The sequence below is a fragment of the Curtobacterium sp. VKM Ac-2852 genome (assembly GCF_013205045.1).
Classification (GTDB): Bacteria; Actinomycetota; Actinomycetes; order Actinomycetales; family Microbacteriaceae; genus Curtobacterium; species Curtobacterium flaccumfaciens.
In genome coordinates, this window is sequence record NZ_JABMLI010000002.1 from 385,451 (window position 1) to 411,672 (window position 26,222).

Genomic DNA, 26,222 nt, shown 5'->3' on the forward strand with positions numbered 1-26,222 from the left:
ACCGGTACCAAACCTACTACTCGGACTGGAGGTCTTCTGCGAGAGCGATGAGCGTCCGGACCATCACGCCCGTCGCACCCTTGCCCAACCAGGCGTACCCGCCGCCCTTGTTCTCCGACGGACCCGCGATGTCGAGGTGCGCCCAGGGGACACCCTCGCCGGCGAAGCGCTCGAGGAACTTGCCCGCGAGCAGCATGCCGCCGGCCGGGTTGCCGACCGTGGCGTTGACGATGTCGGCGACGTCGCTGGACAGCCGGGCCTCGAGCTCCTCGGGCAGCGGCATCGGCCAGATCGGCTCCGAGACGCCCTCGGCGACGGCGCGGACCTTCGCGACGAGGTCGTCGCTGCCCATCAGGCCGGTGGTGCGGTCGCCGAGCGCGACGACCTGGGCGCCGGTCAGCGTGGCGACGTCGACGAGCGCGTCGGGCTGTTCGAGCGACGCGGCGGCCATCCCGTCGCCCAGCACCAGGCGGCCCTCGGCGTCGGTGTTCGTGACCTCGACCGTGGTGCCGTTCTTCAGCGTCAGGACGTCGCCCGGGCGGGTCGCGGTGCCGGAGGGCATGTTCTCGGCGAGGGCGAGCCACGCGGTCACGCGCACGTTCAGCCCCAGGCGGGCGGCGGCGACGGTCGCGGCGAGCACGGTGGCGGCACCGGTCATGTCGGTCTTCATGCCGAGCATGGACGCCGCGGGCTTGAGCGAGAGGCCGCCCGAGTCGAAGGTGATGCCCTTGCCCACGAGGGCGAGGTGCTTCGTGGCGGACTCGGGTGCGTACCGGACGACGACCAGGCGCGGGGGACGCTCCGAACCGCGGCCGACACCGAGGATGCCGCCGAAACCCTGCTCCTCGAGCGCCTGCTCGTCGAGGACCTCGACGGTGAGCGGCAGGTCCGAGGCGAACCCGGTCGCGACGTCGGCGACGTCCTGCGGCCCGAGGTCGCCCGCGGCGGTGTTCACGAGGTCGCGCACGAGCGACGCGGCGTCGGCGACGATCGCGGGGCGCACGGCGGCGTCTGCGGCGACGTCGGCGGGCGCGACGACCTCGATGCGCTGGTCACCGCGGGCCGGGGCCTTGGTGCCGGTGCCCTTGTGCCGGGTGAAGGCGTACGCGCCGAGCGCCGCGCCCTCGAGGGCGGCGTCGACGAGCTCGGCCGAGTCGGTCGGCAGGGCGAGCGTGATCGAGTCCACCCGGGGGAGCTGGCGGACGGCGCTGCCGGCGGCCGCGCGGATCGCCGCGGCACCCGTGGCGGACCCGAGCCCGATCAGCGCGACCGACTTCGCACCGACGCCGGTGGCGGGCAGGCGGACGAGCTGGTCCTTCGCGCCGGTGACCCCGATCGCGGCGAGGTCGAGGCCGGCCAGGGCGTCGAGCGTGCCCAGGGCGGTCGGAGCGAGCACCGCGGTGCTGTCGGCCTCGCCGGACGAGCCCGGACGGACCCCGACGACGAGCACGTCGGCGGTGGTGGTCTCGGGGGGTGAACTGGTGGTGGAGAGCGTCGGTCGGACCATGCTCCAACCCTACCGAGGGCCTGTTCGCTGTCGGCGTGGTCGTCGCGCACCGGGGACGTCGGAGGCCCCGCCTAGCATGGGGACGGTGAACCACCCCGAGGAGCTCTACACGTTCGACGCGGACGCCCCGACCGTGCCAGCAGGGTTGCACCTGATCGCCGGGCTGACCGGGTTCGCCGATGCCGGATCGGCCGTCGCGCAGGTGACGAACTCGATCCTCGAGGACCTCGACACCGAGCTCGTCGCCGAGTTCGACCCCGACGTGCTGCTCGACTGGCGGGCCCGTCGCCCGGTCATCACCTTCGAGCACGACCACATCAGCGCCGTCGAGCCGCCCCGTCTGGCCCTGCACCTGGTGCGCGACGAGATCGGCCAGCCGTTCCTGTTCCTGTCGGGCTACGAGCCGGACTTCCAGTGGAACCGCTTCGTCCGAGCCGTCACCGGGCTCGTCGCCGACCTGCAGGTGGCCGACACCACGTGGGTGCAGTCCATCCCGATGCCGGTCCCGCACACCCGTCCGATCAGCCTGACCGTCTCCGGCACCCGGGCCGACCTCGTCGAGCAGATGAGCGTCTGGAAGCCCGAGACCCAGGCGCCGGCGAACGTCCTGCACCTGGTCGAGCACCGCCTCGCCGAGACGGGCGCACAGGTCACGGGGCTCGTGCTGCTCGTGCCCCACTACCTGTCGGACACCGAGTTCCCCGACGCCGCCGTCGCGGCGCTGTCCGGCATCGCCGCCGCGACCGGGCTCATCTTCCCGACCGACGCCCTGCGCGAGTCGGGTCGCGAGTTCCTGACCCGCGTCGAGGAGCAGGTGGCCGGCAACCCCGAGCTGCAGCGCCTGGTCTCCGTGCTCGAGGAGCGGCACGACACGTACATGGAGGGCAACCCCGTTGCATCGCCGCTGACCGGCGTCGACGGCGAGGTGCCGACCGCGGACGCGATCGCGGCCGAGCTCGAGCGCTTCCTGGCCGACCGGCGCACCCAGGGCGACGCGACCGACTGACCGTCGCGGGATCCGGACGTCCCGACAGGACGGCCTGGAGGCCCGTGGCGGCCCCGCACCGCGCCTCCAGGCCGTCCTCCGGTCGCCGGCACGACGTGACGCACCTCGACGACGCTCGTCGCGTATCGACGCGGGGACGCGTCGGTAGCCTGGACCGGTGAACTCCCGTCGTGCCTTCCTGATCTGGGGCGTCGCGGTCCTCGCGTACGTCCTCGCCGTGGTGCAGCGGTCCTCGCTCGGGGTCTCCGGTGTCGATGCGCAGGACCGGTTCGCCGTCTCCGCCGCCGTCCTGTCGACCCTCGCCGTCGTGCAGATCGCCGTCTACGCGGGGCTGCAGATCCCGGTGGGGATCGCCCTGGACCGCGTGGGCCCGCGCCGGCTGGTGCTCCTCGGCGCCGCGCTGCTGGTCGTCGGACAGGCGATCGTCGCGGTGTCCCCGTCGATCGGGCCGGCCATCGCGGGGCGTGTGCTCGTCGGCGCCGGTGACGCGATGACCTTCATCTCGGTGATCCGCCTGGTGCCGATGTGGTTCAGCGGCCGGATCCTGCCGCAGATCTCGCAGTGGACCGGCAACCTCGGGCAGATCGGCCAGATCCTGTCGGCGTTCCCGTTCGCGGTGCTCCTGCACACGGTGGGCTGGACCCCGGCGTTCGGCGTCGCGGCCGCGGCCAGTGCCGTCGGTCTCGTGCTCGCCGCGGTCTTCGTGCGGAACGGTCCCGTGCCGGTGCGGACGGACACGATCCCGCTGCCGCACTCGTGGGGTGCCGCGTTCAGCACGTTCGGGCACGCGCTCCGCCGCCCGGGCACGCAGCTCGGGTTCTGGTCGCACTACGTCACCCAGTCCTCGGGCACGGTGTTCTCGCTGCTGTGGGGCGTGCCGATGCTCCGGGGGCTCGGGTACTCCCCGGGTGAGGCGGCGGGGTTCCTCACGATCATCGTGGTCGTCGGGTTCGTCGCCGGCCCGGTGCTCGGTGTGCTCTGCGCACGGTTCCCGATGCGCCGGTCCAACCTGGTGCTCGGCGTGGTCGTCCTGCTCGCGGTGCTCTGGACGGCGATCCTGCTCTGGCCCGGGCACCCGCCGACGTGGTTGCTCGTGCTGCTCGTCGTCGCGATGGGGATCGGCGGGCCCGGTTCGCTCATCGGCTTCGACTTCGCCCGGACCTTCAACCCGGTCGGCTCGCTCGGCTCGGCGAACGGCGTGGTGAACGTCGGCGGGTTCCTGGCGGCCTTCGTGATGATGTACCTGATCGGCGTCGTCCTCGACGCGGCGGCACGGGCCACCGGCACCACGGTCTTCGCCTGGGAGAACTTCCGGATCGCCCTCACGGTGCAGTACGTCGTGGTCGGTTTCGGCGTCGGGATGCTCCTGCACGCCCGCCGTCGGACCCGCCGCGTGCTGCACTCGGAAGAGGGAATACGCGTCGGGCCACTCTGGGTTGCACTCGTTGCACGCCTGCGGAAGCGGCACGTGCAATAATGATCACGGACCCGTTCGGGACCCCTGTCTGTCGGAGCACTTCGGTGCGCCGGTGAACTCGGGGGACTTGACATGGGTCCTAGTGCTGCCCGGAACGGTAGGACTCGTACGACGCGGGGGACTGCGGCGCGGGACCTGGGCGGCGAGGGAGGCCACGACCCCACGAACGTGGCACGACGAGAGAGGTGATCGCATGGCTGCCCGGAGCACGACGATCGATCCCACGAAGGACACCGAGCCCGAGGGCGCTGTGGCAGAGGACGCCACGGACACCGAGGGCACCGCAGCGCCGAAGAAGCGCGCCACGAAGGCCCCCGCCAAGAAGGCGCCCGCCAAGAAGGCGGCGCCCAAGGCGAAGAAGACCGACGCCGTCGACGAGGCGATCGCGTCCGACGAGCCCGTCGAGGAGCCGACCGACGAGGCCGACGACACCGACGACAAGACGGCCAAGCCGGACGCCGCTGCCGCGGTCGCCGCCGGTGCGCTCGTCATCTCGCAGACCGACGACGACGAGGCGCCCGTCTACTCGACGACCATCACGGGTGCCACCGCCGACCCGGTGAAGGACTACCTGAAGCAGATCGGCAAGGTCGCCCTGCTCAACGCCGAGCAGGAGGTCGAGCTCGCGATGCGCATCGAGGCCGGCCTGTTCGCCGAGGACAAGCTGCAGCACGCGACGGGGCTCTCGAAGCCCGCCGAGCGTGAACTGCGCTGGGTCGCCCGTGACGGTCAGCGTGCGAAGTCGCACCTGCTCGGTGCGAACCTCCGCCTGGTCGTCTCGCTCGCGAAGCGCTACACCGGTCGTGGCATGCAGTTCCTGGACCTCATCCAGGAGGGCAACCTGGGCCTGATCCGTGCGGTCGAGAAGTTCGACTACACCAAGGGCTTCAAGTTCTCGACCTACGCGACGTGGTGGATCCGTCAGGCCATCACCCGTGCCATGGCCGACCAGGCCCGCACCATCCGCATCCCGGTGCACATGGTCGAGGTCATCAACAAGCTCGCCCGCGTGCAGCGGCAGATGCTGCAGGACCTCGGTCGCGAACCCACTCCGGAAGAGCTCGCCCGCGAGCTCGACATGACCCCGGAGAAGGTCGTCGAGGTCCAGAAGTACGGCCGCGAGCCGATCTCGCTGCACACGCCCCTGGGCGAGGACGGCGACTCGGAGTTCGGTGACCTCATCGAGGACACCGAGGCGGTCGTGCCGGCTGACGCGGTGGGCTTCACGATGCTGCAGAAGCAGCTCGAGAGCCTGCTCGACTCCCTGTCCGAGCGCGAGGCGGGCGTCATCCGCATGCGCTTCGGCCTCGGTGACGGCCAGCCGAAGACCCTCGACCAGATCGGTGACACGTTCGGCGTGACGCGCGAGCGCATCCGTCAGATCGAGTCCAAGACGATGGCGAAGCTCCGCCACCCGTCGCGGTCGCAGTCGCTGCGCGACTACCTCGAGTAAGCCGGCATGCGCTTCTTCATCCCGATCCTGATCGGGCGGATCCTCCGTGCCCTCGCCCGTGCGAGGGGCGGCGGGTCTGCCTACCCCGGGTACATCGTCCTGAAGCTCGTGCCGGACTTCCTGCAGCACGTGACGAAGCAGTTCCCGAACGGCGTCGTCTTCGTGCTCGGCTCGAACGGCAAGTCGACGACGACGCACATGATCTCCGACATCGTCCGCGCACACGGGCTGCGGGTCTTCACGAACCCGTCCGGCGCGAACCTGCCGCAGGGCATCGCGTCGGCCCTGCTGTCCGAGGTCTCGCTGACCGGCCGGCTCAAGGCCGACATCGGCATCCTCGAGGTCGACGAGGCCTTCGCGGTCGAGCTCGCCGGCATCCTGTCGCCCTCGACGGTGACCATGCTCAACGTGCAGGTCGACCAGCTGTACCGGTTCTTCGAGACCGAGCGCGTGGCGACGATGATGCTCGACACCGCCGCGCTGTCGACGGCGAACGTCATCACGAACCACGACGACCAGTTCCTCGACGGCTACTCCGGCGCCCCCGGGCAGCGCGTCCTGCGGTTCGGCGCGAGCGACGAGGTCATCGCCGCGGCACCGAACGGCCTGCAGAACGCCGACTCGTTCGACGCCGGTGACCGTGCCCAGCAGACCGCCGACGCCGAGGTCGTGGCCCACACGGGCGACGGCGCGACGATCCGCTTCGACGGTGCCGAGATCCCCGTCCGGCTGCCCGCCCGCGGCCTGCACTACGCGGTCGACGCCGCTGCGGCCACCGCGACGGCGAGTGCGGCCCTCGGTGCGCAGTTCCGTGCCGACGCCGTGACCAAGGCCTTCGGCACGATGAAGCCGGCGTACGGCCGCGGCGAGCGTCTGCCGATCGCGGGTGAGTCCGCCGAGTTCACGATGTTCAAGAACGCCGCGAGCCTGCAGCTCAACCTCGACGCCCTGCCGGACCAGCCCGAACAGGTCCTCATGGCGATCGACGAGGGCACGCCCGACATCTCCTGGATCTACGACATCGACTTCTCGAAGCTCGACCACGTGGACGTCGTCTCCGGTGACAAGGCGTGGCAGATCGCGATCGCGCTCGAGCACGCCGGTGTCCGCATCGGCCGGGTCGAGCCCGACGTCGAAGCAGCCATCAAGCACATGGAGCAGCTCGGCTCGACGACCCGCGGGACGAAGAACTTCATCGTCAACTACGAGATCATGATGATCGCCCGCAAGGCCCTGGGCCACCCGGACATGGAGAAGACCGCATGACGGCCGACCGGCTGACCATCCTGCACGTCTACCCCCGGCAGATGGGCGTCTCGGGCGACCGTGGGAACGTCGCGGCCCTGGTCCGCCGTGCGGCCGCTGCGGGCATCGAGACACAGGTCGTCGAGTACGCGCCCGGTGACGAGCTCCCGACCGCGGCGGACGTCGTCGTGATCGGCAACGGACCGCTCAGCGCGATGCGTTCGCTGGGCGACGACGTCACCCGCATCGGCGGCGCGCTCCGTGCGTTCGCGACCGATGGTGTACCGGTCATCGCGGTCGGCGGTGGGTTCGACCTGGCGACGAACGAGGTCGTGCCGACCGAGGGTGCGCCGGTCGCCGGCTTCGGTGTGTTCGACGCCCGTGCCGTCCGCGGTGCCGAGCGGCGCGTGAACTACTTCGTCCTCGAGACCCGGTACCCGCTGCTTCCCGGAGCACCGAAGCGTCTCGCCGGCTTCGAGGACCACGCCACCACGATCGAGCTCGCGCCAGGGGTCAGCCCGTTCGCCGACGTCGTGTCCGGTGGTGGCAACCAGGCGGGAGCCCCGGTCGAGGGTGCGATCGTCGGCAACTCCTTCGGCACGCACACGCAGGGCCCGATCCTGCCGCTCAACCCGCAGCTGACCGACGGCGTCCTCGCCGCGGCCACCGCACGGCTGGGCCGGGCGTACGCGCCGGACGCGGAGCAGACGGCGACCATCGACCGCTACGCACGTGAAGCGCGCGCCACGGTCGACCGCTACGTCGACAAGGCGTTCAAGCGCATCGCCTGATGCACGAAGCAGAAGGCCGGGTCCCTACGGGGCCCGGCCTTCTGCATGCGCACGGATGGCAACAGTTGCCAAGAGCGTCCACTCGGATTCAACATTTGACATGTTGGAGGCCGACAAAGGAGGCTCCATGCACCACAACAAACTCGTCCTCGCCCTGGTCGGTGGACTCATCGTGACCCTGACCACTGCCGGCACGGTCGCCCAAACGGCTCCGGCGGAGGCCGCGACGACGCGGATCAGCTCCGCCTGCAGTTCGGTGCCGACGACCACGACCGAGTCGGACGGCGTCCCGGGGCCGATCTTCTACAAGCGGCTGCAGTGCCTCGGCAGCATGGCAGGGTACGCAGGGCCGATCGACGGCGTCATGGGGCCGAACTCCTGGTTGGGGGTGTGCCGTCAGCTCGCCAAGGGTGGGTACTACCAGGGGTCGGTCGCGTTCGGCTCGGAGACCCCGGCGGTCATCGCTGCGCTGCAACGCTGGGCCGCCGCCCACGGCAGGTACAGCGGGCCGATCGACGGCATCTGGGGCCCGAACAGCTACCGCGGGGTGGCCTGGTCACTGAACCGCGAGTTCTGAACCGGGCTGCAGACAGACAGGAGGCGCGGTGCCAGCTGGCACCGCGCCTCCTGTCCGTGTGTCGGTCGCGACTACTTCGACTCGTAGAGTCGGCTGCTCTCGTCGTGCCACTCGATGGCGGTCGCCGCGAGCTTGTCCTTGAACTCGGCGCCGTGGTGGGCGCAGAAGTAGAGCTCGCCGCTCGACATGGTGGCTCGGATGTAGGCCTGCGCCCCGCAGCTGTCGCAACGGTCGGCGGCGGTCAGCTGGTGGTTGCTGACTTCGTCGATGGAGGGGTCCTGCACGGTCTGGGTCATTGCTGTGCTCCTCACGGATCGCAGGTGGTGCCGGGTGGTTGCACCATTTCAACACGTGATGCCTGAGAGCGACGCATTGTCGGGCCCTGTTTCGCTCAGCGCGGATCGCTTGGCCCCAGTGCGAGTGTCCACACGGTGCTGTCGGTGCCGCTCGGTAAACTCCGACGGTGAGCTCCGACTACTCCGCACGCCATCTCTCCGTCCTCGAAGGGCTCGAGGCGGTCCGGAAGCGGCCGGGCATGTACATTGGCTCGACGGACTCCCGGGGCCTCATGCACTGCCTGTGGGAGATCATCGACAACTCGGTCGATGAAGCCCTCGCGGGGCACGGTGACGAGATCGGTGTCGTGCTGCACGCCGACGGCTCGGTCGAGGTCCGGGACACCGCCCGGGGCATCCCCGTCGACGTCGAACCGAAGACCGGCCTCACCGGGGTCGAGGTTGTGTTCACCAAGCTGCATGCCGGCGGCAAGTTCGGCTCGGGGTCGTACGCGGCCTCGGGTGGCCTGCACGGCGTCGGCGCCTCGGTCGTGAACGCGCTGTCGGAGCGCCTCGACGTCGAGGTCGACCGGGGCGGCAAGACCTACGCCATGTCGTTCCACCGCGGCGAGCCGGGCATCTTCGACGACAGCAAGGGCATCGGCCCGGACGCTCCGTTCGCGCCCTTCACCTCGGGCAGCGAGCTGCGTGTGGTGGGCAAGGTCAAGAAGGGCGTCACCGGCTCCCGGATCCGCTACTGGGCGGACCGCCAGATCTTCACCGCCGACGCTCGGTTCAGCACCGACGACCTGGTCACCCGTGCACGGCAGACCGCGTTCCTCGTGCCCGGGCTCGGCATCACCATCACCGACGAGCGCGCGGCGTCGATCGACGCCGCTGCCGCCCGGGCCGAGGCGACGGGCACCACCGTGGCCGCCGGTCCGGTGGTCGAGCGCTTCCGGTACGAGGGCGGGATCGGCGAGTTCGTCGAGCACCTCGCCGTCGACAGCCCCCTCACCGACGTCTGGCGCGTGCAGGGGACCGGCACCTTCACCGAGACCGTGCCGATGCTCGACGACAAGGGCCACATGGTCTCCACCTCGGTCGAGCGCGAGTGCGAGGTCGACCTGGCGCTCCGCTGGGGCAGTGGCTACGAGACCGTGTTCCGCAGCTTCGTCAACATCATCGCGACGCCGAAGGGCGGCACCCACCAGGCCGGGTTCGAGTCGGGCGTCGTCAAGGCCGTCCGTGCCCAGGTCGAGGCGAACGCGCGCAAGCTCAAGGTCGGGCAGGACAAGCTCGACAAGGACGACGTCCTCGCCGGCATGACCGCCGTGCTGACCGTGCGTTTGCCCGAGCCGCAGTTCGAGGGGCAGACGAAGGAGATCCTCGGCACCCCGGCGGTCCGGAAGATCGTCGACCAGGTGGTGTCGAAGCGCATCACCGAGATCCTCACCTCGACGCAGCGCACCGAGAAGGCACAGTCGGCGGCCCTGCTCGAGAAGGTCGTGTCCGAGATGAAGACCCGCATCTCGGCGCGGGCACACAAGGAGACGCAGCGCCGCAAGAACGCGCTCGAGAACTCCTCGCTGCCGACGAAGCTCGCCGACTGCCGCTCACAGGAGACCGAGGGCACGGAGCTCTTCATCGTCGAGGGTGACTCGGCGCTGGGCACCGCGAAGCTCGCCCGCAACAGCGAGTACCAGGCACTGCTGCCGATCCGCGGCAAGATCCTCAACGTGCAGAAGGCGTCCGTGTCGGACATGCTCTCGAACGTCGAGTGCGCGTCGATCATCCAGGTCATCGGCGCTGGTTCGGGCCGTACGTTCGACATCGACCAGGCCCGCTACGGCAAGATCATCATCATGTCGGACGCCGACGTCGACGGCGCCCACATCCGCACGCTGCTGCTGACGCTGTTCTTCCGGTACATGCGGCCGATGATCGAGCAGGGCCGGGTCTTCGCCGCCGTGCCGCCGCTGCACCGGGTCGTCGTGGTGAACCGCGGCAAGCCGAACGACACGCTGTACACGTACTCCGAACAGGAGCTGCAGGCGGTGCTGAAGAAGCTCGAGAAGACGGGCAAGAAGTACCAGGAGCCGATCCAGCGGTACAAGGGCCTCGGTGAGATGGACGCCGACCAGCTGGCGGAGACCACGATGGACCGCGCGCACCGCACCCTGCGTCGGGTGAACGTGACCCACGCCGAGGGTGCCGCGAAGGTGTTCGAGCTGCTCATGGGCAACGACGTCGCGCCGCGCAAGGAGTTCATCCTGGCCGGCGAGGGCCTGGACCGCGACCGCATCGACGCGTAGCGCCTTCACGCCCGGGCCGCGGAGCGGCCTGGCGTGCTCACGCGCTGGGCGACAGTCCACGCGGCCGCCGGTCCGTGAGGTGTCGCTCAGCGCGAAACCGCGCCGCGTCCGCGACACGGTGATGGCGGACGGGAGGCCCGTGGCGGCGCCGCCCCGCGCCTCCAGGCCGTGCGCCCTGCGTTCTCACGCGCTGGGCGACACCTCACTGGGCACGAAGAGCGTGAGGTGTCGCTCAGCGCGAAACGGCGCCGTGTCAGCGACACCGGTGGCGCACGCCAGCGCCCGCCTACGCCTCGCCGGCGGTGCCGTCGAGCGTCGCGGCGCTGCCACCGATCGAGCCGATGACCGCCTCGAGCGGGGCGCCGGAACCGTCGCGCTTCGACAGCCAGTCGGGCAGGGTCCGCGCGGCGCCGTCCGTGCCGACGGCGTGCGGCGGCGCGATGCCCGCCCATCCCACCGTGAGCCCGTCCTCGCCCTTCAGGAACGCGTGCGCCCGGACACCCTGGGTGGCGCGGCCCTTCGCCGGGAACTCCGACAGGGCGGAGACCTTGGCGCGACCGGCGTCGGTGCCGGGCAGTGCTGTCGAGGTGGTGGACACCGTGGCGACCACGGCGTCGTCGGAGCGTGCGACCGAGCCGAACCAGATCACCGAGGCGCCGTCGGCCAGGGCCATGCCGGCCACCCCACCGGCGGGCAGCCCCTGCGCCCGGACGACGGACGCCGGGAACCGCAGCAGCTGCGCGTTCGAGCTGATGAACACCAGATCGTCGGACTCGGGCGCCTGCGCAGCACCGACGACGTGGTCGCCGGGCTTCAGGCCGATCGCGACGAACTCCGGCTTGTCGGGCCACGCACCCGCCACGACGCGCTTCACGACGCCGTGCGCGGTGCCGATCGCCAGCGAGTCCGACGACGCGCCGGACAGGTCGACGATCGCCACGACGGTCTCGCCCTTGGTGAGCGCCAGGAAGTCGGTGACCCGGACGCCGGCGTCGAGCCGGACCGCGGCTGGCGGCACGGCGGGGACGTCGACGGGGGAGAGCCGGAGGACCCGCCCGGTCGAGGTGATCGCGCCGATCTGCCCCCGCACCGTGCTCACCACGGCGGAGCGGACGGCGTCGTGCTTCGAGCGCTTCGGCACGCGGACGATGCCGAGCTCCGACGTCGGGATGTCGACGCGGATGAGCCGTCCGGTGGTCGAGAGCAGCACGCGGCAGGGGGAGTCGGCGATCTGCAGGGACTCCGGGTCGACCGCGGCCTTCCGACCGCCCTTCACCGGGGCGTCAGCCTCGGTGAGCAGCGTGCGGCGCGGGGTCGCGAACTTGTCGGACACCTCGGTCAGCTCGAGGGCGACCTGCGCGCGGAGTCGTTCGTCGGATGCCAGCAGTTCTTCGAGGGCGGCGATGTCGGCGAGCAGCTGGTCGCGCTCGGCCTCGAGCTCCATCCGCGAGAACTTCGTCAGGCGGCGCAGGCGCAGCTCGAGGATGTACTCGGCCTGCACCTCGGACAGGTCGAAGACGTCGCGCAGGCGGTTTCGGGCCGCCTCGGAGTCGTCGGAGGTGCGGATGACCTGGATGACCTCGTCGATGTCGAGGATCGCGATGAGCAGGCCCTCGACCAGGTGCAGTCGTTCCTTGCGTCGTGCCAGCCGGTACTGCGACCGGCGGGTGACGACGTCGAGCCGGTGCTGCACGTAGACGTCGAGCAGCTCGCGGAGCCCGAGGGTGCGCGGTGATCCGCCGACCAGCGCGACGTTGTTGATGCCGAAGCCGTCCTCGAGCGGGGTGTGCTTGTAGAGCTGCTCGAGCACGGCGGTGGGGTTGAAGCCGCTCTTGATGCCGATGACGAGCCGGAGCCCGTGGTTGCGGTCGGTCAGGTCGTTGACGTCGGAGATGCCGACGAGCTTCTTGGACTGGACGCCGTCCTTGATCTTCTCGATCACACGCTCGGGGCCGACCAAGTAGGGCAGCTCGGTGACGACGAGCCCGACCTTGCGCGGGGTGAGGTTCTCGACGCTCACCTTCGCGCGGGTGCGGAACGAACCACGGCCGGTCGCGTAGGCGTCGCGGACACCGGAGAGCCCGACGATCGTGCCGCCGGACGGCAGGTCGGGGCCGGGCACGAACTCCATGAGTTCTTCGAGGGTGGCCTGCGGGTTCATGAGCAGGTGCTTCGCCGCCTCGACCACCTCGCCGAGGTTGTGCGGCGCCATGTTCGTCGCCATGCCGACCGCGATGCCGGAGGCGCCGTTGACGAGCAGGTTCGGGAACGCCGCCGGGAGCACGCCCGGCTGCATGATCTGGTTGTCGTAGTTCGGGACGAAGTCGACGACGTCCTCGCCCAGGCCCTCGGTCATCGCCATCGACGGTTCGGCGAGCCGCGCCTCGGTGTACCGGGCGGCAGCGGGGCCGTCGTCGAGGGAGCCGAAGTTGCCGTGGCCGTCGACGAGCGGCACGCGCATCGTGAACGGCTGGGCCATGCGGACCAGCGCGTCGTAGATCGCGCCGTCACCGTGCGGGTGCAGCTTGCCCATCACCTCGCCCGTGACGCGGGCGCTCTTGACGTGTCCGCGGTCGGGTCGCAGCCCCATCTCGGCCATCTGGTACAGGATGCGACGCTGCACCGGCTTCAGGCCGTCGCGGGCGTCGGGCAGCGCCCGCGAGTAGATGACGGAGTACGCGTACTCGAGGAAGGAGCCCTGCATCTCCTCGGAGACGTCGACGTCCTCGATGCGCTCACCGTCGGGCAGGCCGACTACGTCCGTGCGTGCCATGGCACCTTTCTGGAGAACCGGAGTCGTCTGGGAGACTCGTGGGATGGGAACAAGCGTACCGACGGCCCCCGACGCCGTCGCGAACCTCGCCGACGTCTTCCCGAGTTGCCTCGTGGCGCTCGGCGCTGCGGACGAGGCGTGGTTGCGGAACGACGGCCTGGAGGCCCGGATCACCCTCCGCCCCGCCCGCTCGGCGATCGTCGTGCTGGTCGACGGCCTCGGTTCCGCCGCGCTGGCGGCGCGCGCCGGGCACGCCCGCTGGTTGACCGGCGCGAAGGGCACCGGCGCCGCGAAGAAGCTGCGGAGCGGGTTCCCGACGACGACCGCGGCCGCCCTGAGCACCCTGACCACCGGCCGGTCGCCCGGCACCCACGGCGTCGTCGGGTACAGCGGCTGGAACCCGGACACCGGTGCCGTGATGAACCTGCTGGGCGGCTGGGACACCGAGGTGCCCGCGGACTGGTTCCTGACCCAGACCCTGTTCACCCGGGCCGCGGAGCTCGGACTCGACCCCGTCGTCGTCGGGCCGGACCGCTACCGCTCGTCCGGGATGACCGCGAACGTGCTCGGCGGAGCCCGGTACGTGTCGGCGGACACCGTTGCCCAGCGCGTCGACGCCGCACTGGCCGAGACCACCAGTGGCCGCTCGCTCGTCTACCTGTACGTGCCGGAGCTCGACTCGATCGGACACAAGTACGGCTGGCAGTCCGACCGGTGGACGGCCGCCCTCGAGCTGCTCGACGGCGAACTCGCCCGCCTCGACGCCCGCAGCGCCGACGACGTGGGGGTCCTGGTGACGGCGGACCACGGTGTGCTCGACGTGCCGGACCACGCGAACATCTCCATCGACCCGCTGCTGCTCACCGACGTGGTCGGCGTCGCGGGTGACCCGCGCTGCCGCCAGCTCACCGTCGCACCGGGCACCGACGTCCGCGCCCTCGTCGGCGCGTTCCGGGCCCGCTACGGCAAGAAGGCGTACGTCGCCAGCCGCGCCGAGGCGATCGAGGCCGGGTGGTTCGGGCACGTGTCCGACCAGGTGGTGCCGCGCATCGGCGACGTGCTCGTCGTGGCGCGCGGCTCGTGGGCGTTCAACGACGACCGTGCCCTGCGCGAGGACGAGACGCCGAAGCGCATGATCGGCCAGCACGGTGCCATGACCGACGAGGAGACGATCGTGCCGCTCCGACTCGCCGGCGCGTTCGCCCACTAGGACGTCGGCGCCGACGGTCGGTGCACGTGCTGATCAGGCGGGGTCGTCGTCCGGACGGGTGCCGAAGACGATCTCGTCCCAGCTCGGCATCGAGCGACGGTTGCGCTTCTTGCGTTCGCCACGGCTCTCGGACTCCGGCGCCGAGGCGGGACGGACGTCGGAGGACTGCGGTGCGGTGTCGTGCGCGCCGCCGTCCTCGAAGCCCTGCAGCGGGATGTCGACGACGCTGATGGAGGTCCCACGGGCGGGCTCGTCGCGCTGTTCGCCGAAGGACGCTGCTTCGCGCTCCCCGCGACGACGGCGGAGCGCCTCGAGCAGGTCGGCGGTCTCGTTGCCGGGAGCGCGCTCTTCCACGGCGGCCTGGCCGATGCGGGGCAGCGGTGCGCGGAGTGGGGCGTGCTGGGACGGCTCGGGCTCGGCGGCCGGCTGCTCCGGCTCGTCGACGCGGAAGGCGCCGGAGTCGAAGCGGGTGCCGTCGTCGTCCTGCTGCTCGAACTCGACCGCGCGCAGGCGCGGGGCGATGCCCTCGTCGTCGGTGTGCGACAGCCGGTGGGCGTCACCGTTGTCCGGCGCGAGGGTCGAGGTCTTCGGGTCGAAGTGCCACTGGGCGTCGTGCTCGACCTCGCCCGCGGTGTAGCGGACGCGGACCTGCCACCCGCTCTCCGGGTGCTTCCACGAGCCCCAGGTGATCGCGGTGGCCTCACCGGCCTCCAGCTTCGCGGTGATCGCGGGGCCGAAGGTGTCGGGGGACTCGTCGTCGACCGGGGTGACCGGCACACGGTGCGAGGCGTCGAGGATGAAGGCGCGCTCGGCGAGGACCGGCCCCTCGAAGCGACGGACGTACTCGACGTCGACGTCGAGCGCGGCGGCCACGTCGGCGGCGTCTGCGCCGCCACGGATGCGTGCCTGGACGTCCTTGGGGGAGACCCGCTTCTGCGGACCGGCGTCGGGGTTCGCCTGGCGCACCTGGCCTGCCAGCGACGACGTGACGGGCAACCGGAACTCGGTGCCGCCGTCGGTCGCCAGGAGGAGTGCGCCGGACTCGACTCCGATGACTCTCACGTCTTGCATGGTTCCGCCTTCCCAGCGTCGCGTACGGTCCTGCTGTCGTACCCCGTGAGTATGCAGGGACGACGGGCGGTTTCCGGGGAGGCGCACGGGCGTGCCGCGGACATCCGCGCCGCCGATCCCGGGCACGCGGCACTCCGGCAACGGGTGTCGGGAATGTCCGGTTCCGGTCGTGGGTTGCACCGCCAGCACGACCCGCCGCAGCACTCGGTTTGCGCTCTGGCGGGGCGTGGTGCAAACTGTCGCCGCCGATCACCCGGCGACGACCTCTCGATACGAGAAATGGATGGGCATGGCCACCGATTACGACGCCCCCCGGAAGACCGACGACAACTCCGACTCGGAGTCGATCGAGGCCCTCAAGGAGCGCGTTCCCGACAAGATGTCGGGGGTCGTCGACGATGATTCCGACAACCCCGGCAGTTTCGAACTCGCCGGGCAGGACCTCAGCGACGTCGACCTCGACGTCGTGGTGCTGCCCCCGCAGGTCGACGAGTTCACCTGCGTCGAGTGCTTCCTCGTGAAGCACCGCTCCCAGCTCGACCACGAGTCGAAGCTCGGACCGGTCTGCGCGGAGTGCGCGTCGCTCTAGCGAACACAGCCGCGTCGTCCTCGACGCAACGATCAGCGAAGGCCCCGCATCCTCCAGGGATGCGGGGCCTTCGTCGTGTGCTGCGAGGCGGGGCCGAGCCGCGCCTCCAGGCCGTGGACCGTGGTCCGTCAGGACCGCAGCGCCTCGACGACCTTGCCCGGGTGTCGGACGCTCACCAGCCAGTAGGGCGTGGGGTCCGCGTCGTCGCGCACCTCGACCTTGACGACCCCCCGGACGTAGCCGCGGAAGAGGGTCCACGCGCGGGCGTCGAGTGCCGGCCCGCGCTGCTCGGTGGCCGCTGCGCCCTCGAACGCCTCGGTCGTGCCGACGAGCGTGCGGGGGAGGTGTGCCTTGCCCGCACGGAACTCGGTGTCGGTGACCTCGATGGTGGGTGCGAGTGCCCACAGGAGGACCAGCACCCCGAGCTCCATCCCGATCGCCACGAGGACGCCGGCCAGGACGCTGATGGGGAGGAAGACGAGCAGGGTGGCGGGGATGACGAGCGCCGTCGCCAGGTAGAGGGCGGGCGGGGCCCAGAGTCGTTCGCGGTACAGGGTCACGGGTCCATTCGATCACGAGCGAGCGAGGTCACGGAACGGTCACGGCTGCACTACCCTCGTCACGTGACCGAACCAGTCGACGTCCTCTGGACCGGGGAGCACGCTCCCGGCCACGCCCACCCCGGCGACGCGGGTGCCGATCTCGTCTCCACCGAGGCCTTCGTACTGCAGCCGGGGGAACGACACCTGGCCGCCACGGGTCTGCGCATCGCGCTGCCCGAGGGCTACGCCGCGTTCGTGGTCCCGCGGAGCGGCCTGGCGGCGAAGCACGGCATCACGATCGTGAACAGCCCCGGCACCGTCGACTCCGGCTACCGCGGGGAGATCAAGGTCGCCCTGCTCAACACCGACCAGACGGAACCGTACGAGGTGCACGTCGGCGACCGCATCGCCCAGTTGATCGTGATGCCGGTGCCGAAGGTGACCTACACCCGGGTCGACGACCTGCCGGACAGCGTCCGCGGACAGGGCGGGTTCGGCTCGTCGGGCTACGGTGACCGGAGCGACGCCGTGACCGGTGCCGCCGCAGACGCTCAGGAAGGAACGCGCGCATGAAGTTCGGCCGACGCAAGCGGGACGAGGTCGAGGTGGCGGACGCCGTCGCCGACGACATCGAGGTCGCGGACACGTCCCCCGAGGTCGACATCGCGACGGATGCCGACGCGGACCTCGACGAGGTCGACGCGGTCGCCCCGACGGACAAGTCCGCTCCGGAGGACCGGGCCGAGAACGGCCCCCATGACGAGACCGAGGCGAACCTGGTCCGCCCCTACGTCGACCTGGGCGGGGTGAAGGTGCTCCCGCGCGAGGGCCTGCACCTGCGCCTCGAGGTCGAGGAGGGCTCGCAGCGCGTCGTCGCGGTCGGGCTCGACTACGACGAGTCCACGCTGCAGGTCCAGCCGTTCGCGGCGCCCCGGTCCACCGGCCTGTGGCACGAGATCCGCGCCCAGATCGCCGAGCAGATCGAACGCCAGGGCGGTGTCGTGACCGAGGTCGACGGCCCGTTCGGCCCCGAGCTCCGCGCGTCCGTACCGGTCGCCGTGGACGGCGACGGCGGCACCGCCGGCTCCCGTCCGGCCCGCTTCGTCGGCGTCGACGGCCCGCGCTGGTTCCTGCGCGGCGTGATCGCCGGCAAGGCCGCCGAGCAGCCCGACGACGCCAGCGAGATCGAGGAGCTGTTCCGCAGCGTCGTCGTCGTGCGTGGCACGACGCCGATGCCGCCGCGCGACCTCATCCCGCTGCACATGCCCAAGTCGACGCAGACCGCGATCTGACCGACTGACGACCAACCCCGCCTGGAGGCACGGTGCCGGACCACGACGACACCCCACGACCCGAGACGGCTGGCTCCGACCCCGCTGCACCGGCGGCTGAGCCGTCGGTGGCACCGTCCTTCTCCGCGCAGTTCCGCGACGCCGTGCAGAACGCCGGCATCGCCCGCGTCGCGCCCGGTGAGGCGCCGTCCGGCCGGGCGCTGCTCGGCGCGGTCGGCGGGGTGCGCGGCCTCGCCGAATCGGTGCTGCCCGGGTTCGCGTTCCTGGTCGTCTACGCGATCACGAAGGAGCTCGTGCCGAGCGTCGTGATCCCGGTGGCGGTCGGCCTGGTGTTCGTGGTGCTCCGGCTGCTGCAGCGGCAGTCGGTGACGATGTCGTTCGCGGGCATCCTCGGCGTCGCGGTCTCGGCCGGCCTCGCGCTCATCACCGGCCGTGCGGAGAGCAACTTCATCCCCGGGATCGTCATCAACGCCGTCTGGCTCGTCGGGCTGCTGATCACGCTGGCGATCCGCTGGCCGCTCATCGGGCTCGTCGTCGGCTTCCTGCTGCCGGCGAACGAGGACGGCTCGCACGTCGACTGGCGCGCCGACCCGGTGAAGCGCCGGGTACTGACGGTCGCCACCTGGATCTGGGTCGGGCTGTTCGCGGTCCGGCTCGCGGTGGAGGTCCCGCTGTACCTGACGGCGCAGGTCGAACTGCTCGCCGGGCTGAAGCTGATCCTCGGCGTGCCGCTGTACGCGGCGGTGCTCTGGGTGACCTGGCTGCTGGTCCGCACCGTGTTCGTCCGACGCGACGACGTCGCCCCGGTGTAGAGTTCTCTCGACATCAAGATAGTTCTCGCAGGGCGCGCACGCGTTCTCGGGATTAGGTTTGCCTTGCTGGTGGGACGGTCCACGGCCCGCGAGGATGAGGGCAAACCGATCAGTAGGGAGGCGGCACGGTGGCTGCAGTCAATAGCTTCGGCTCGAAGGACACACTGTCGGTTGGGGGTGTCGACTACGCGATCCACCGGATCGACTCGGTTCCCGGGCACGAGAAGTTGCCCTACAGCCTGAAGGTGCTGCTCGAGAACCTCCTCCGCACCGAGGACGGCAAGAACGTCACCGAGGGACAGATCCGGGCACTCGGCTCCTGGCGGCCCGACGCGGAGCCCGACACCGAGATCCAGTTCTCGCCGGCGCGCGTCGTCATGCAGGACTTCACGGGTGTGCCGTGCATCGTCGACCTCGCCACCATGCGCGAGGCCATGGCGGACATCGGCGGCGACCCGAACAAGATCAACCCGCTGTCCCCGGCCGAGATGGTCATCGACCACTCCGTCATCGCCGACCTGTTCGGCAGCACGGACGCCCTGCAGCGCAACACGGACCTCGAGTACGAGCGGAACGGTGAGCGCTACCAGTTCCTCCGCTGGGGCCAGACCGCGTTCGAGGACTTCAAGGTCGTCCCCCCGGGCACCGGCATCGTCCACCAGGTGAACATCGAGTACCTGGCGAAGGTCACGTACACGCGTGACTTCGACGGCGAGACCTACGCGTACCCGGACACCCTGGTCGGCACCGACTCGCACACCACGATGGTGAACGGCCTCGGCGTGCTCGGCTGGGGCGTCGGCGGCATCGAGGCCGAGGCCGCGATGCTCGGCCAGCCCGTGTCGATGCTCATCCCGAAGGTCGTCGGCTTCAAGCTCTCCGGTGAGATCCCGGCCGGCGTGACCGCGACCGACGTGGTGCTCACCATCACGCAGGAGCTCCGCAAGCACGGCGTCGTCGGCAAGTTCGTCGAGTTCTACGGCGAGGGTGTCGGTGCCGTCCCGCTCGCCAACCGCGCCACCATCGGCAACATGTCGCCCGAGTTCGGTTCGACGGCGGCGATCTTCCCGGTCGACGACGTCACGCTCGACTACCTGCGGCTGACCGGTCGCGACGAGGCGCAGATCGCCCTGGTCGAGGCGTACTCCAAGGCCCAGGGCCTGTGGCACGACGCCTCGGTCGAGCCGAACTACTCCGAGTACATGGAGCTCGACCTCTCCACGGTCGTGCCGTCCATCTCGGGCCCGAAGCGTCCGCAGGACCGCATCGAGCTCACGAACGCGAAGAGCCAGTTCGAGCTCGACCTGAACAACTACACGACGCCGTCCGAGCAGACCGACCTCGACGACGCGGTCGAGGAGACGTTCCCGGCCTCCGACCCGATCGCCGCCGGTTCGACCAACGAGGACACCGCACTGCACGAGCACGTGCACGTGTCGAGCGCACCGTCGACCGCCTCGGCGCCGACGAAGGTCGCGATGGACGGGGCCGACCCGTTCACCATCGACCACGGTGCCGTCGCGATCGCCGCGATCACCTCGTGCACGAACACGTCGAACCCGTCGGTCATGATGGCCGCCGGCATCCTCGCCCGGAACGCCGCGAAGAAGGGCCTCACCGCGAAGCCCTGGGTGAAGACCACCCTCGCGCCCGGGTCGAAGGTCGTCACCGACTACTACGAGAAGGCCGGTCTCACCACCTACCTCGAGCAGCTCGGCTTCTACACGGTCGGCTACGGGTGCACCACCTGCATCGGCAACTCGGGCCCGCTGCCCGAGGAGATCTCGCAGGCCGTGCAGGACAACGACCTCGCCGTCACCGCGGTGCTCTCGGGCAACCGCAACTTCGAGGGCCGGATCAACCCCGACGTCAAGATGAACTACCTGGCGTCCCCGCCGCTGGTCATCGCCTACGCCCTCGCCGGGTCGATGCACTTCGACTTCGACAAGGACGCCCTCGGCACCGACCAGGACGGCAACGACGTCTACCTGACCGACATCTGGCCCGACGCGGCCGAGGTGCAGCAGGTCATCGACGAGTCGATCGACACCGAGATGTTCACCCACGAGTACGGCTCCGTGTTCGAGGGCGACGACCGCTGGAAGAACCTGCCGACCCCGACCGGCGACACCTTCGAGTGGGACCAGGAGTCGACCTACGTCCGGAAGCCCCCGTACTTCGAGGGCATGACGATGCAGCCCGACGCGGTGTCGGACATCTCCGGCGCCCGGGTGCTCGCGAAGCTGGGCGACTCGGTCACGACCGACCACATCTCGCCGGCCGGTTCGATCAAGGCCGACAGCCCCGCCGGCCAGTACCTCGCCGAGCACGGCGTCGACCGCAAGGACTTCAACTCCTACGGCTCGCGTCGCGGCAACCACGAGGTCATGATCCGCGGCACGTTCGCGAACATCCGTCTGCGCAACCAGCTGCTCGACGGCGTGGAGGGCGGCTACACCCGTGACTTCACGACGCCCGACGGTGCGCAGTCGTTCATCTACGACGCCTCGCAGCACTACCAGGAGCAGGGCATCCCGCTCGTCATCTTCGGCGGCAAGGAGTACGGCTCCGGCTCGTCCCGTGACTGGGCGGCCAAGGGCACGAACCTGCTCGGGGTCCGTGCGGTCATCACCGAGAGCTTCGAGCGGATCCACCGCTCCAACCTGATCGGCATGGGCGTCGTCCCGCTGCAGTTCCCGGCGGGCGAGACGGTCGAGTCCCTCGGGCTCGACGGCACCGAGGTCGTCTCGATCTCCGGGCTGACCGAGCTGAACGAGGGCCGCACCCCGAAGACGGTGCACGTCACCGCGACGCCGAGCGAGCACTCGCCGGCCGGCAAGCAGCCGATCGAGTTCGACGCGGTCGTCCGTATCGACACCCCCGGCGAGGCCGACTACTACCGCAACGGCGGCATCCTGCAGTACGTGCTCCGCTCGCTCGTCTGAGTCCGCTGAACGACAGGAGCGTCGTACGCACGGGTCGCTGACGCGACCACAGATCGGACTGGAGGCCCGTGGCGACACCGCCACGGGCCTCCAGTCCGTCACCTGGTAGCGGGAATAGGGTGATGGCTTGGTACCCACGAAAGGAGCGCCCGTGAGCCTGCTCGCCAGCATCACGTCGCCGCGCGACCTGAAGCGTCTCTCCGACGCGCAGATGACCGACCTCGCCGCCGAGATCCGGCGCTTCCTGGTCGCCGAGGTCGCGAAGACCGGTGGGCACCTCGGGCCGAACCTGGGCGTCGTGGAGCTGACGCTCGCGATGCACCGCGTGTTCGACTCGCCGAACGACCCGTTCGTCTTCGACACGGGGCACCAGTCGTACGTGCACAAGCTCGTGACCGGCCGTCAGGACTTCTCGAAGCTGCGCGAACGCGGCGGCATCGCCGGCTACCCGCAGCGGAGCGAGTCCGAGCACGACATCGTCGAGTCCTCGCACGCGTCGTCGTCGCTGTCGTGGGCCGACGGCATCTCCCGCGCGTTCGGGCAGACCGGGCAGACCGACCGCACCGTCGTCGCGGTGGTCGGGGACGGCGCGCTCACCGGCGGCATGACGTGGGAGGCGCTCAACAACATCTCCGACGACAACGACCGTCGACTGGTCATCGTCGTCAACGACAACGGCCGCTCGTACGCCCCGACGATCGGTGGCATGGCGCGGTTCCTCAGCTCCGTGCGCACCCGCCGCGAGTACCGCGCCCTGTACGAGGGCACGCAGGCCGTGGCGGCTCGCTTCGGCGCTCCGGGTCGTGCGGTGTACCGAGGCATGCGCGGGGGCCTGCACGGCTTCCTGTCGCGGCTGACGAACAACGAGGCGCTGTACTCGAACCTCGACATCAAGTACATCGGCCCGGTGAACGGCCACGACCAGCAGGCGATGGAGGCAGCGCTCCGGCAGGCCAAGGAGTACGGCGCTCCCGTCATCGTGCACGCGATCACCGAGAAGGGCCACGGTTTCGAGCCCGCCCTGCGCGACCAGGCCGACCAGTTCCACGCGGTCGGGCACATCGACCCGGAGACCGGGGAGTCGCTCGACGCCGCATCGGGGCCGTCGTGGACGTCGGTGTTCGCGTCTTCCCTCGCCGATGCCGGCGCCTCGGATCCTCGGATCGTCGCCATCACGGCGGCGATGCTCCGGCCGACGGGGCTCCACCTGTTCCAGGAGCAGCACCCCGACCGGGTCTACGACGTCGGCATCGCCGAGCAGCACGCCGTGACGACTGCCGCGGGCCTGGCCTACGGGGGACTCCACCCGGTCGTGGCGCTCTACGCGACCTTCCTGAACCGCGCGTTCGACCAGGTGCTGATGGACGTCGCCCTGCACCGGGCCGGCGTGACGTTCGTGCTCGACCGTGCCGGCATCACCGGCCCGGACGGCCCCTCGCACCACGGCATGTGGGACCTCGCGCTGCTGCAGGTCGTGCCGGGGATCCGGATCGCCGCGCCCCGCGATGCCCCGACGCTGCGCGAGGAGTTCCGCGAGGCGATCGCCGTCGACGACGCCCCCACCGTGCTGCGGTGGTCGAAGGGGCAGGTCGGACCGGACATCCCCGCGGTCCGTCGTCTCCCCGATGGTGTGGACGTCTTGCACGCCGCCGCGGACGACGTCGAGGACGTGCTCTTCGTCGCCGTCGGGTCGATGGTGCCGGTGGCACTCGAGGCCGCGGCGCTGCTCGAGGCGCAGGGCATCGGCGTCACCGTCGTGGACCCGCGCTGGGTGGTGCCGATCCCGACCTCGCTGATCGAGTTGTCGCGGACGCACCGACTCGTGATCACCATCGAGGACGGCGTGCGGGTCGGCGGAGTCGGGACCCGGTTGCGGCAGGACCTGCGCGCTGCCGGGGTGGACACCGGGGTGAACGAGCTCGGGCTGCCCGACGCGTTCATCGACCACGCGACCCGGTCGCAGATCCTCACCGACGCGGGGCTGACGGCGCAGGCCATCGCCCGCGACGTCATCGACCAGGTCGTCGGGACGAAGCTGCCGCAGGCGAAGCCCGCGCGGTCCCGCGAGTCCGCGGCGTCCGACCGCTGACCGCGCGGTTCGCGAGCGTCTCGCACAACCAAAGTCACCCCGAACCACGGCGATCCGCGATTCGGGGTGACTTTGGTTGTGCGGCGGTGGGGCCTTCGAGACCGAGTCGGCGCTAGCGGGAAGCGGGGCCGACGATCCGCGGCTCGTGGAACGTGCCGCCGAACACTCGCTCGGACGCGCCGGACCGGTCGAGGTACGGGCTGATCCCACCCGCCTGGAACGGGTACCCCGCACCGAGGATGAGCCCGAGGTCGATCTCCTCGACGTGCTCGACGACCCGGTCCTCGAGCATGCGGTGCAGCTCGTCGGCCAGGGCGTCCTCGAACCGGCGCTGCATCTCGGCGGCGTCGACCGGCTTCGCGTCCTTCTTGGACGGCGCGACGAGCTTCACGGCGGCGGGGTCGTACCCGGTCGCATTGCCCTTCTTGTCGCGGGTCAGGATCGTCCCGTGCTCGGCGATCTTCTTCAGGCCGTCGCCGGGGTAGAAGCGCTCGGGCCAGGCCGCGTGGTGCGAGTCGAGCACGTGCGCGCCGACCGGCAGCCCGACGAGCTCGAGCAGCTCGAACGGTGACATCGGCAGGCCGAGTGGTGCGGCACCCTGGGCGACGGTGTCGAAGGAGGTGCCCTCTTCCACGCCGCGCATCGCCTCGCCGAGCACCCGTGCGAGCACCCGGTTGACGACGAAGCCCGGCTGGTCCGCGGTGATGATCGCGGTCTTCTTCAGGGTCTTCGCAACGGCGAGGGCGGTGACGAGGGCCTCGTCCGAGGTCTTCGCCGCGCGCACCACCTCGAGCAGCGGCATGACCGCGACCGGGTTGAAGAAGTGGAAGCCGACGAGTCGCTCGGGGTTCGTCAGGACCGACGCCATCTCGTCGACGGAGAGCGACGACGTGTTCGTGGCGAGAATGGCGTCCGGTGCGATGACCTGCTCGATCTTCCGGAGGACCTCCTGCTTGACGGTCATCTCCTCGAAGACGGCCTCGATCACCCAGTCGGCGTCGGCGAAGGCGTCGTAGGACACCGACCCGCTGACGAGTGCCGTGATGCGGTTCGCGTCGTCGGGGGAGATCCGGCCCTTGTCGAGCAGCTTCGCGACCTCGCCGCGGATCCGCTCGACGCCGGCGTCCACACGGGACTGGTCGACGTCGGTGATGACGACGGGGACGCCCAGGCGTCGGGCGAACAGCAGCGCGAACTGCGACGCCATCAGCCCGGCGCCCAGGACGCCGACCTTCGTGATCTTCTTCGCGTCGACGCCCTCGGGAGCGCCGACGGGCTTCTTCGCACGCTTCTGCACGAGGTCGAAGGCGTACATCGACGCGGCGAACTGGTCGCCCGAGATGAGGTCGGCGAGGGCCTCGTCCTCATCGGCGAAGCGTTCGTCGAGCGAACCCGACTTGGCGGCGGCGACGAGGTCGAGCGCCCGGAACGGCGACTTCGGCACGGTGCCGATCTTCGACGCGACCTGTCCGCGGGCGACCTTGACGACGGTGCCCCATGCGGCCTTCTCGAGCATGCCCGGCTCGTTCTTCCGCACCACCTTGGTCGTTCCGGTGATGACGCCGTCCGCCCACGCCACGGCCGAGGGCAGGAACGTGACGGACGGGACGAGCACGTCACCGATGCCGATCTCGACCGCGGCCGGGCCGTCCATCAGGCGGTTGTTCTTGAGCGGGTTCTCGACGATGACGCGGAGCGCGCGCTCCGGGCCGATCAGGCGGGGGAGCAGCGTCGCGCCGCCCCAGCCGGGGATGATGCCGAGGAACACCTCGGGGAGCCCGATGCCCTGCGCCGCGGACGAGAACGCCCGGTAGGTGCAGTGCAGGGCGATCTCGAGCCCACCGCCGAGCGCCAGGGTGTTCACGAACGCGAACGACGGCACCCCGAGGTCGGCGAACTTCTTGAGCGTGGCGTGCCCGAGGGCGGCCAGGTCGTGGGCGGCCTCGCGCGACGGGACCGCGGCTGCCTGGGACAGGTCGGCCCCGGCGGCGAAGCAGTACTCCTTGCCGGTGATCGCGACGCCCTGGATCGTGCCGGCGGCGGCCTCGGTCTTCAGGGTGTCGAGCACGCCGGACAGCTCACGGAGCGTGCGGGGCCCGAGGGTGTTCGGCCGCTTGTAGTCCTTGCCGTTGTCGAGCGTGATGAGCGCCAGCGTGCCACCGGAGGGCATCGTGACGTGCTTGACGAACGAGTGCGTGACGACCTCGTCCTCGCTGAGTTCGGCCAGTCGGTCGTTGTCGACGATGGTCATGG

Annotated in this window: 20 protein-coding genes; 14 read left to right on the forward strand and 6 right to left on the reverse strand. The window is 70.5% G+C overall.

The features are described 5' to 3' along the window. Positions 1 to 16: 16 nt before the first annotated feature. Positions 17 to 1,507: a leucyl aminopeptidase gene (locus HQQ79_RS08230; protein WP_173033628.1), complete on the reverse strand. Its 1,491-nt coding sequence runs from the start codon at positions 1,505 to 1,507 to the stop codon at positions 17 to 19. Positions 1,508 to 1,583: 76 nt separating this feature from the next. On the opposite strand from HQQ79_RS08230, the gene HQQ79_RS08235 reads away from it, so the two are divergent. The 6 genes from HQQ79_RS08235 to HQQ79_RS08260 all read left to right on the forward strand — a co-directional run bounded on the left by HQQ79_RS08235 (position 1,584) and on the right by HQQ79_RS08260 (position 8,056). Next, complete coding sequence (locus HQQ79_RS08235; protein WP_173033630.1) at positions 1,584 to 2,513, forward strand: proteasome assembly chaperone family protein; 930 nt, start codon at positions 1,584 to 1,586, stop codon at positions 2,511 to 2,513. Positions 2,514 to 2,670: 157 nt separating this feature from the next. Next, positions 2,671 to 3,990 (forward strand): nitrate/nitrite transporter, encoded by a 1,320-nt coding sequence (locus HQQ79_RS08240; protein WP_111057239.1) that lies wholly within the window; start codon positions 2,671 to 2,673, stop codon positions 3,988 to 3,990. A gap of 193 nt (positions 3,991 to 4,183) precedes the next feature. After that, positions 4,184 to 5,443: an RNA polymerase sigma factor gene (locus tag HQQ79_RS08245; RefSeq protein ID WP_027465462.1), complete on the forward strand. Its 1,260-nt coding sequence runs from the start codon at positions 4,184 to 4,186 to the stop codon at positions 5,441 to 5,443. Between the two features lie 6 nt (positions 5,444 to 5,449). Further along, entirely contained in the window at positions 5,450 to 6,709 is a 1,260-nt protein-coding gene (locus tag HQQ79_RS08250) for a MurT ligase domain-containing protein (RefSeq protein ID WP_027465463.1), read from the forward strand. Further along, positions 6,706 to 7,479, forward strand: coding sequence for a type 1 glutamine amidotransferase (locus HQQ79_RS08255; protein WP_173033632.1), 774 nt, complete (start codon positions 6,706 to 6,708; stop codon positions 7,477 to 7,479). The genes HQQ79_RS08250 and HQQ79_RS08255 overlap by 4 nt, the downstream gene beginning before the upstream one ends. A gap of 127 nt (positions 7,480 to 7,606) precedes the next feature. Beyond that, positions 7,607 to 8,056: a peptidoglycan-binding protein gene (locus HQQ79_RS08260; RefSeq protein WP_173033634.1), complete on the forward strand. Its 450-nt coding sequence runs from the start codon at positions 7,607 to 7,609 to the stop codon at positions 8,054 to 8,056. A 71-nt stretch (positions 8,057 to 8,127) separates the two neighbouring features. Here HQQ79_RS08260 and HQQ79_RS08265 read toward each other — a convergent pair whose 3' ends face one another. After that, positions 8,128 to 8,352, reverse strand: a complete 225-nt coding sequence (locus tag HQQ79_RS08265) for a hypothetical protein (protein WP_017886093.1) — start codon at positions 8,350 to 8,352, stop codon at positions 8,128 to 8,130. Between the two features lie 167 nt (positions 8,353 to 8,519). Between HQQ79_RS08265 and HQQ79_RS08270 the strand changes: the two genes are divergently transcribed. Next, the gene (locus tag HQQ79_RS08270) at positions 8,520 to 10,646 is read left to right on the forward strand and encodes a DNA topoisomerase IV subunit B (protein WP_173033636.1); all 2,127 of its coding nucleotides are present in this window, start codon (positions 8,520 to 8,522) and stop codon (positions 10,644 to 10,646) included. A gap of 286 nt (positions 10,647 to 10,932) precedes the next feature. Here HQQ79_RS08270 and HQQ79_RS08275 read toward each other — a convergent pair whose 3' ends face one another. Beyond that, complete coding sequence (locus tag HQQ79_RS08275; protein ID WP_111057234.1) at positions 10,933 to 13,419, reverse strand: DNA topoisomerase (ATP-hydrolyzing) subunit A; 2,487 nt, start codon at positions 13,417 to 13,419, stop codon at positions 10,933 to 10,935. Positions 13,420 to 13,462: 43 nt separating this feature from the next. Here HQQ79_RS08275 and HQQ79_RS08280 point away from each other — a divergent pair, with 43 nt between their 5' ends. Further along, positions 13,463 to 14,629, forward strand: coding sequence for an alkaline phosphatase family protein (locus HQQ79_RS08280; RefSeq protein WP_173033638.1), 1,167 nt, complete (start codon positions 13,463 to 13,465; stop codon positions 14,627 to 14,629). A gap of 33 nt (positions 14,630 to 14,662) precedes the next feature. Here HQQ79_RS08280 and sepH read toward each other — a convergent pair whose 3' ends face one another. After that, on the reverse strand, positions 14,663 to 15,691 hold the full coding sequence (gene sepH, locus HQQ79_RS08285; protein WP_173033640.1) for a septation protein SepH: 1,029 nt from the start codon (positions 15,689 to 15,691) through the stop codon (positions 14,663 to 14,665). Positions 15,692 to 15,989: 298 nt separating this feature from the next. Here sepH and HQQ79_RS08290 point away from each other — a divergent pair, with 298 nt between their 5' ends. Beyond that, a complete protein-coding gene (locus HQQ79_RS08290) occupies positions 15,990 to 16,289 on the forward strand; it encodes a DUF4193 domain-containing protein (protein WP_017886098.1) in 300 nt (99 codons plus the stop codon). A gap of 128 nt (positions 16,290 to 16,417) precedes the next feature. On the opposite strand, the gene HQQ79_RS08295 is transcribed toward HQQ79_RS08290, so the two are convergent. Next, the gene (locus HQQ79_RS08295) at positions 16,418 to 16,849 is read right to left on the reverse strand and encodes a DUF3093 domain-containing protein (protein WP_110859581.1); all 432 of its coding nucleotides are present in this window, start codon (positions 16,847 to 16,849) and stop codon (positions 16,418 to 16,420) included. Positions 16,850 to 16,912: 63 nt separating this feature from the next. Here HQQ79_RS08295 and dut point away from each other — a divergent pair, with 63 nt between their 5' ends. The 5 genes from dut to dxs all read left to right on the forward strand — a co-directional run bounded on the left by dut (position 16,913) and on the right by dxs (position 23,969). Further along, on the forward strand, positions 16,913 to 17,404 hold the full coding sequence (gene dut / locus HQQ79_RS08300; protein ID WP_173033642.1) for a dUTP diphosphatase: 492 nt from the start codon (positions 16,913 to 16,915) through the stop codon (positions 17,402 to 17,404). Then, positions 17,401 to 18,123 (forward strand): DUF3710 domain-containing protein, encoded by a 723-nt coding sequence (locus HQQ79_RS08305; RefSeq protein WP_027465470.1) that lies wholly within the window; start codon positions 17,401 to 17,403, stop codon positions 18,121 to 18,123. Before dut ends, HQQ79_RS08305 begins: the two co-directional genes overlap by 4 nt. A gap of 32 nt (positions 18,124 to 18,155) precedes the next feature. Then, positions 18,156 to 18,935, forward strand: a complete 780-nt coding sequence (locus tag HQQ79_RS08310) for a DUF3159 domain-containing protein (protein ID WP_111030153.1) — start codon at positions 18,156 to 18,158, stop codon at positions 18,933 to 18,935. A gap of 128 nt (positions 18,936 to 19,063) precedes the next feature. After that, positions 19,064 to 21,880, forward strand: a complete 2,817-nt coding sequence (gene acnA, locus HQQ79_RS08315) for an aconitate hydratase AcnA (RefSeq protein ID WP_027465472.1) — start codon at positions 19,064 to 19,066, stop codon at positions 21,878 to 21,880. 151 nt (positions 21,881 to 22,031) lie between these two features. Beyond that, a complete protein-coding gene (dxs, locus tag HQQ79_RS08320; protein ID WP_173033644.1) occupies positions 22,032 to 23,969 on the forward strand; it encodes a 1-deoxy-D-xylulose-5-phosphate synthase in 1,938 nt (645 codons plus the stop codon). A 112-nt stretch (positions 23,970 to 24,081) separates the two neighbouring features. Here the strand turns inward: dxs and HQQ79_RS08325 are convergent, their stop codons facing one another. Next, positions 24,082 to 26,220, reverse strand: a complete 2,139-nt coding sequence (locus HQQ79_RS08325; protein WP_173034308.1) for a 3-hydroxyacyl-CoA dehydrogenase NAD-binding domain-containing protein — start codon at positions 26,218 to 26,220, stop codon at positions 24,082 to 24,084. Positions 26,221 to 26,222: the final 2 nt, after the last annotated feature.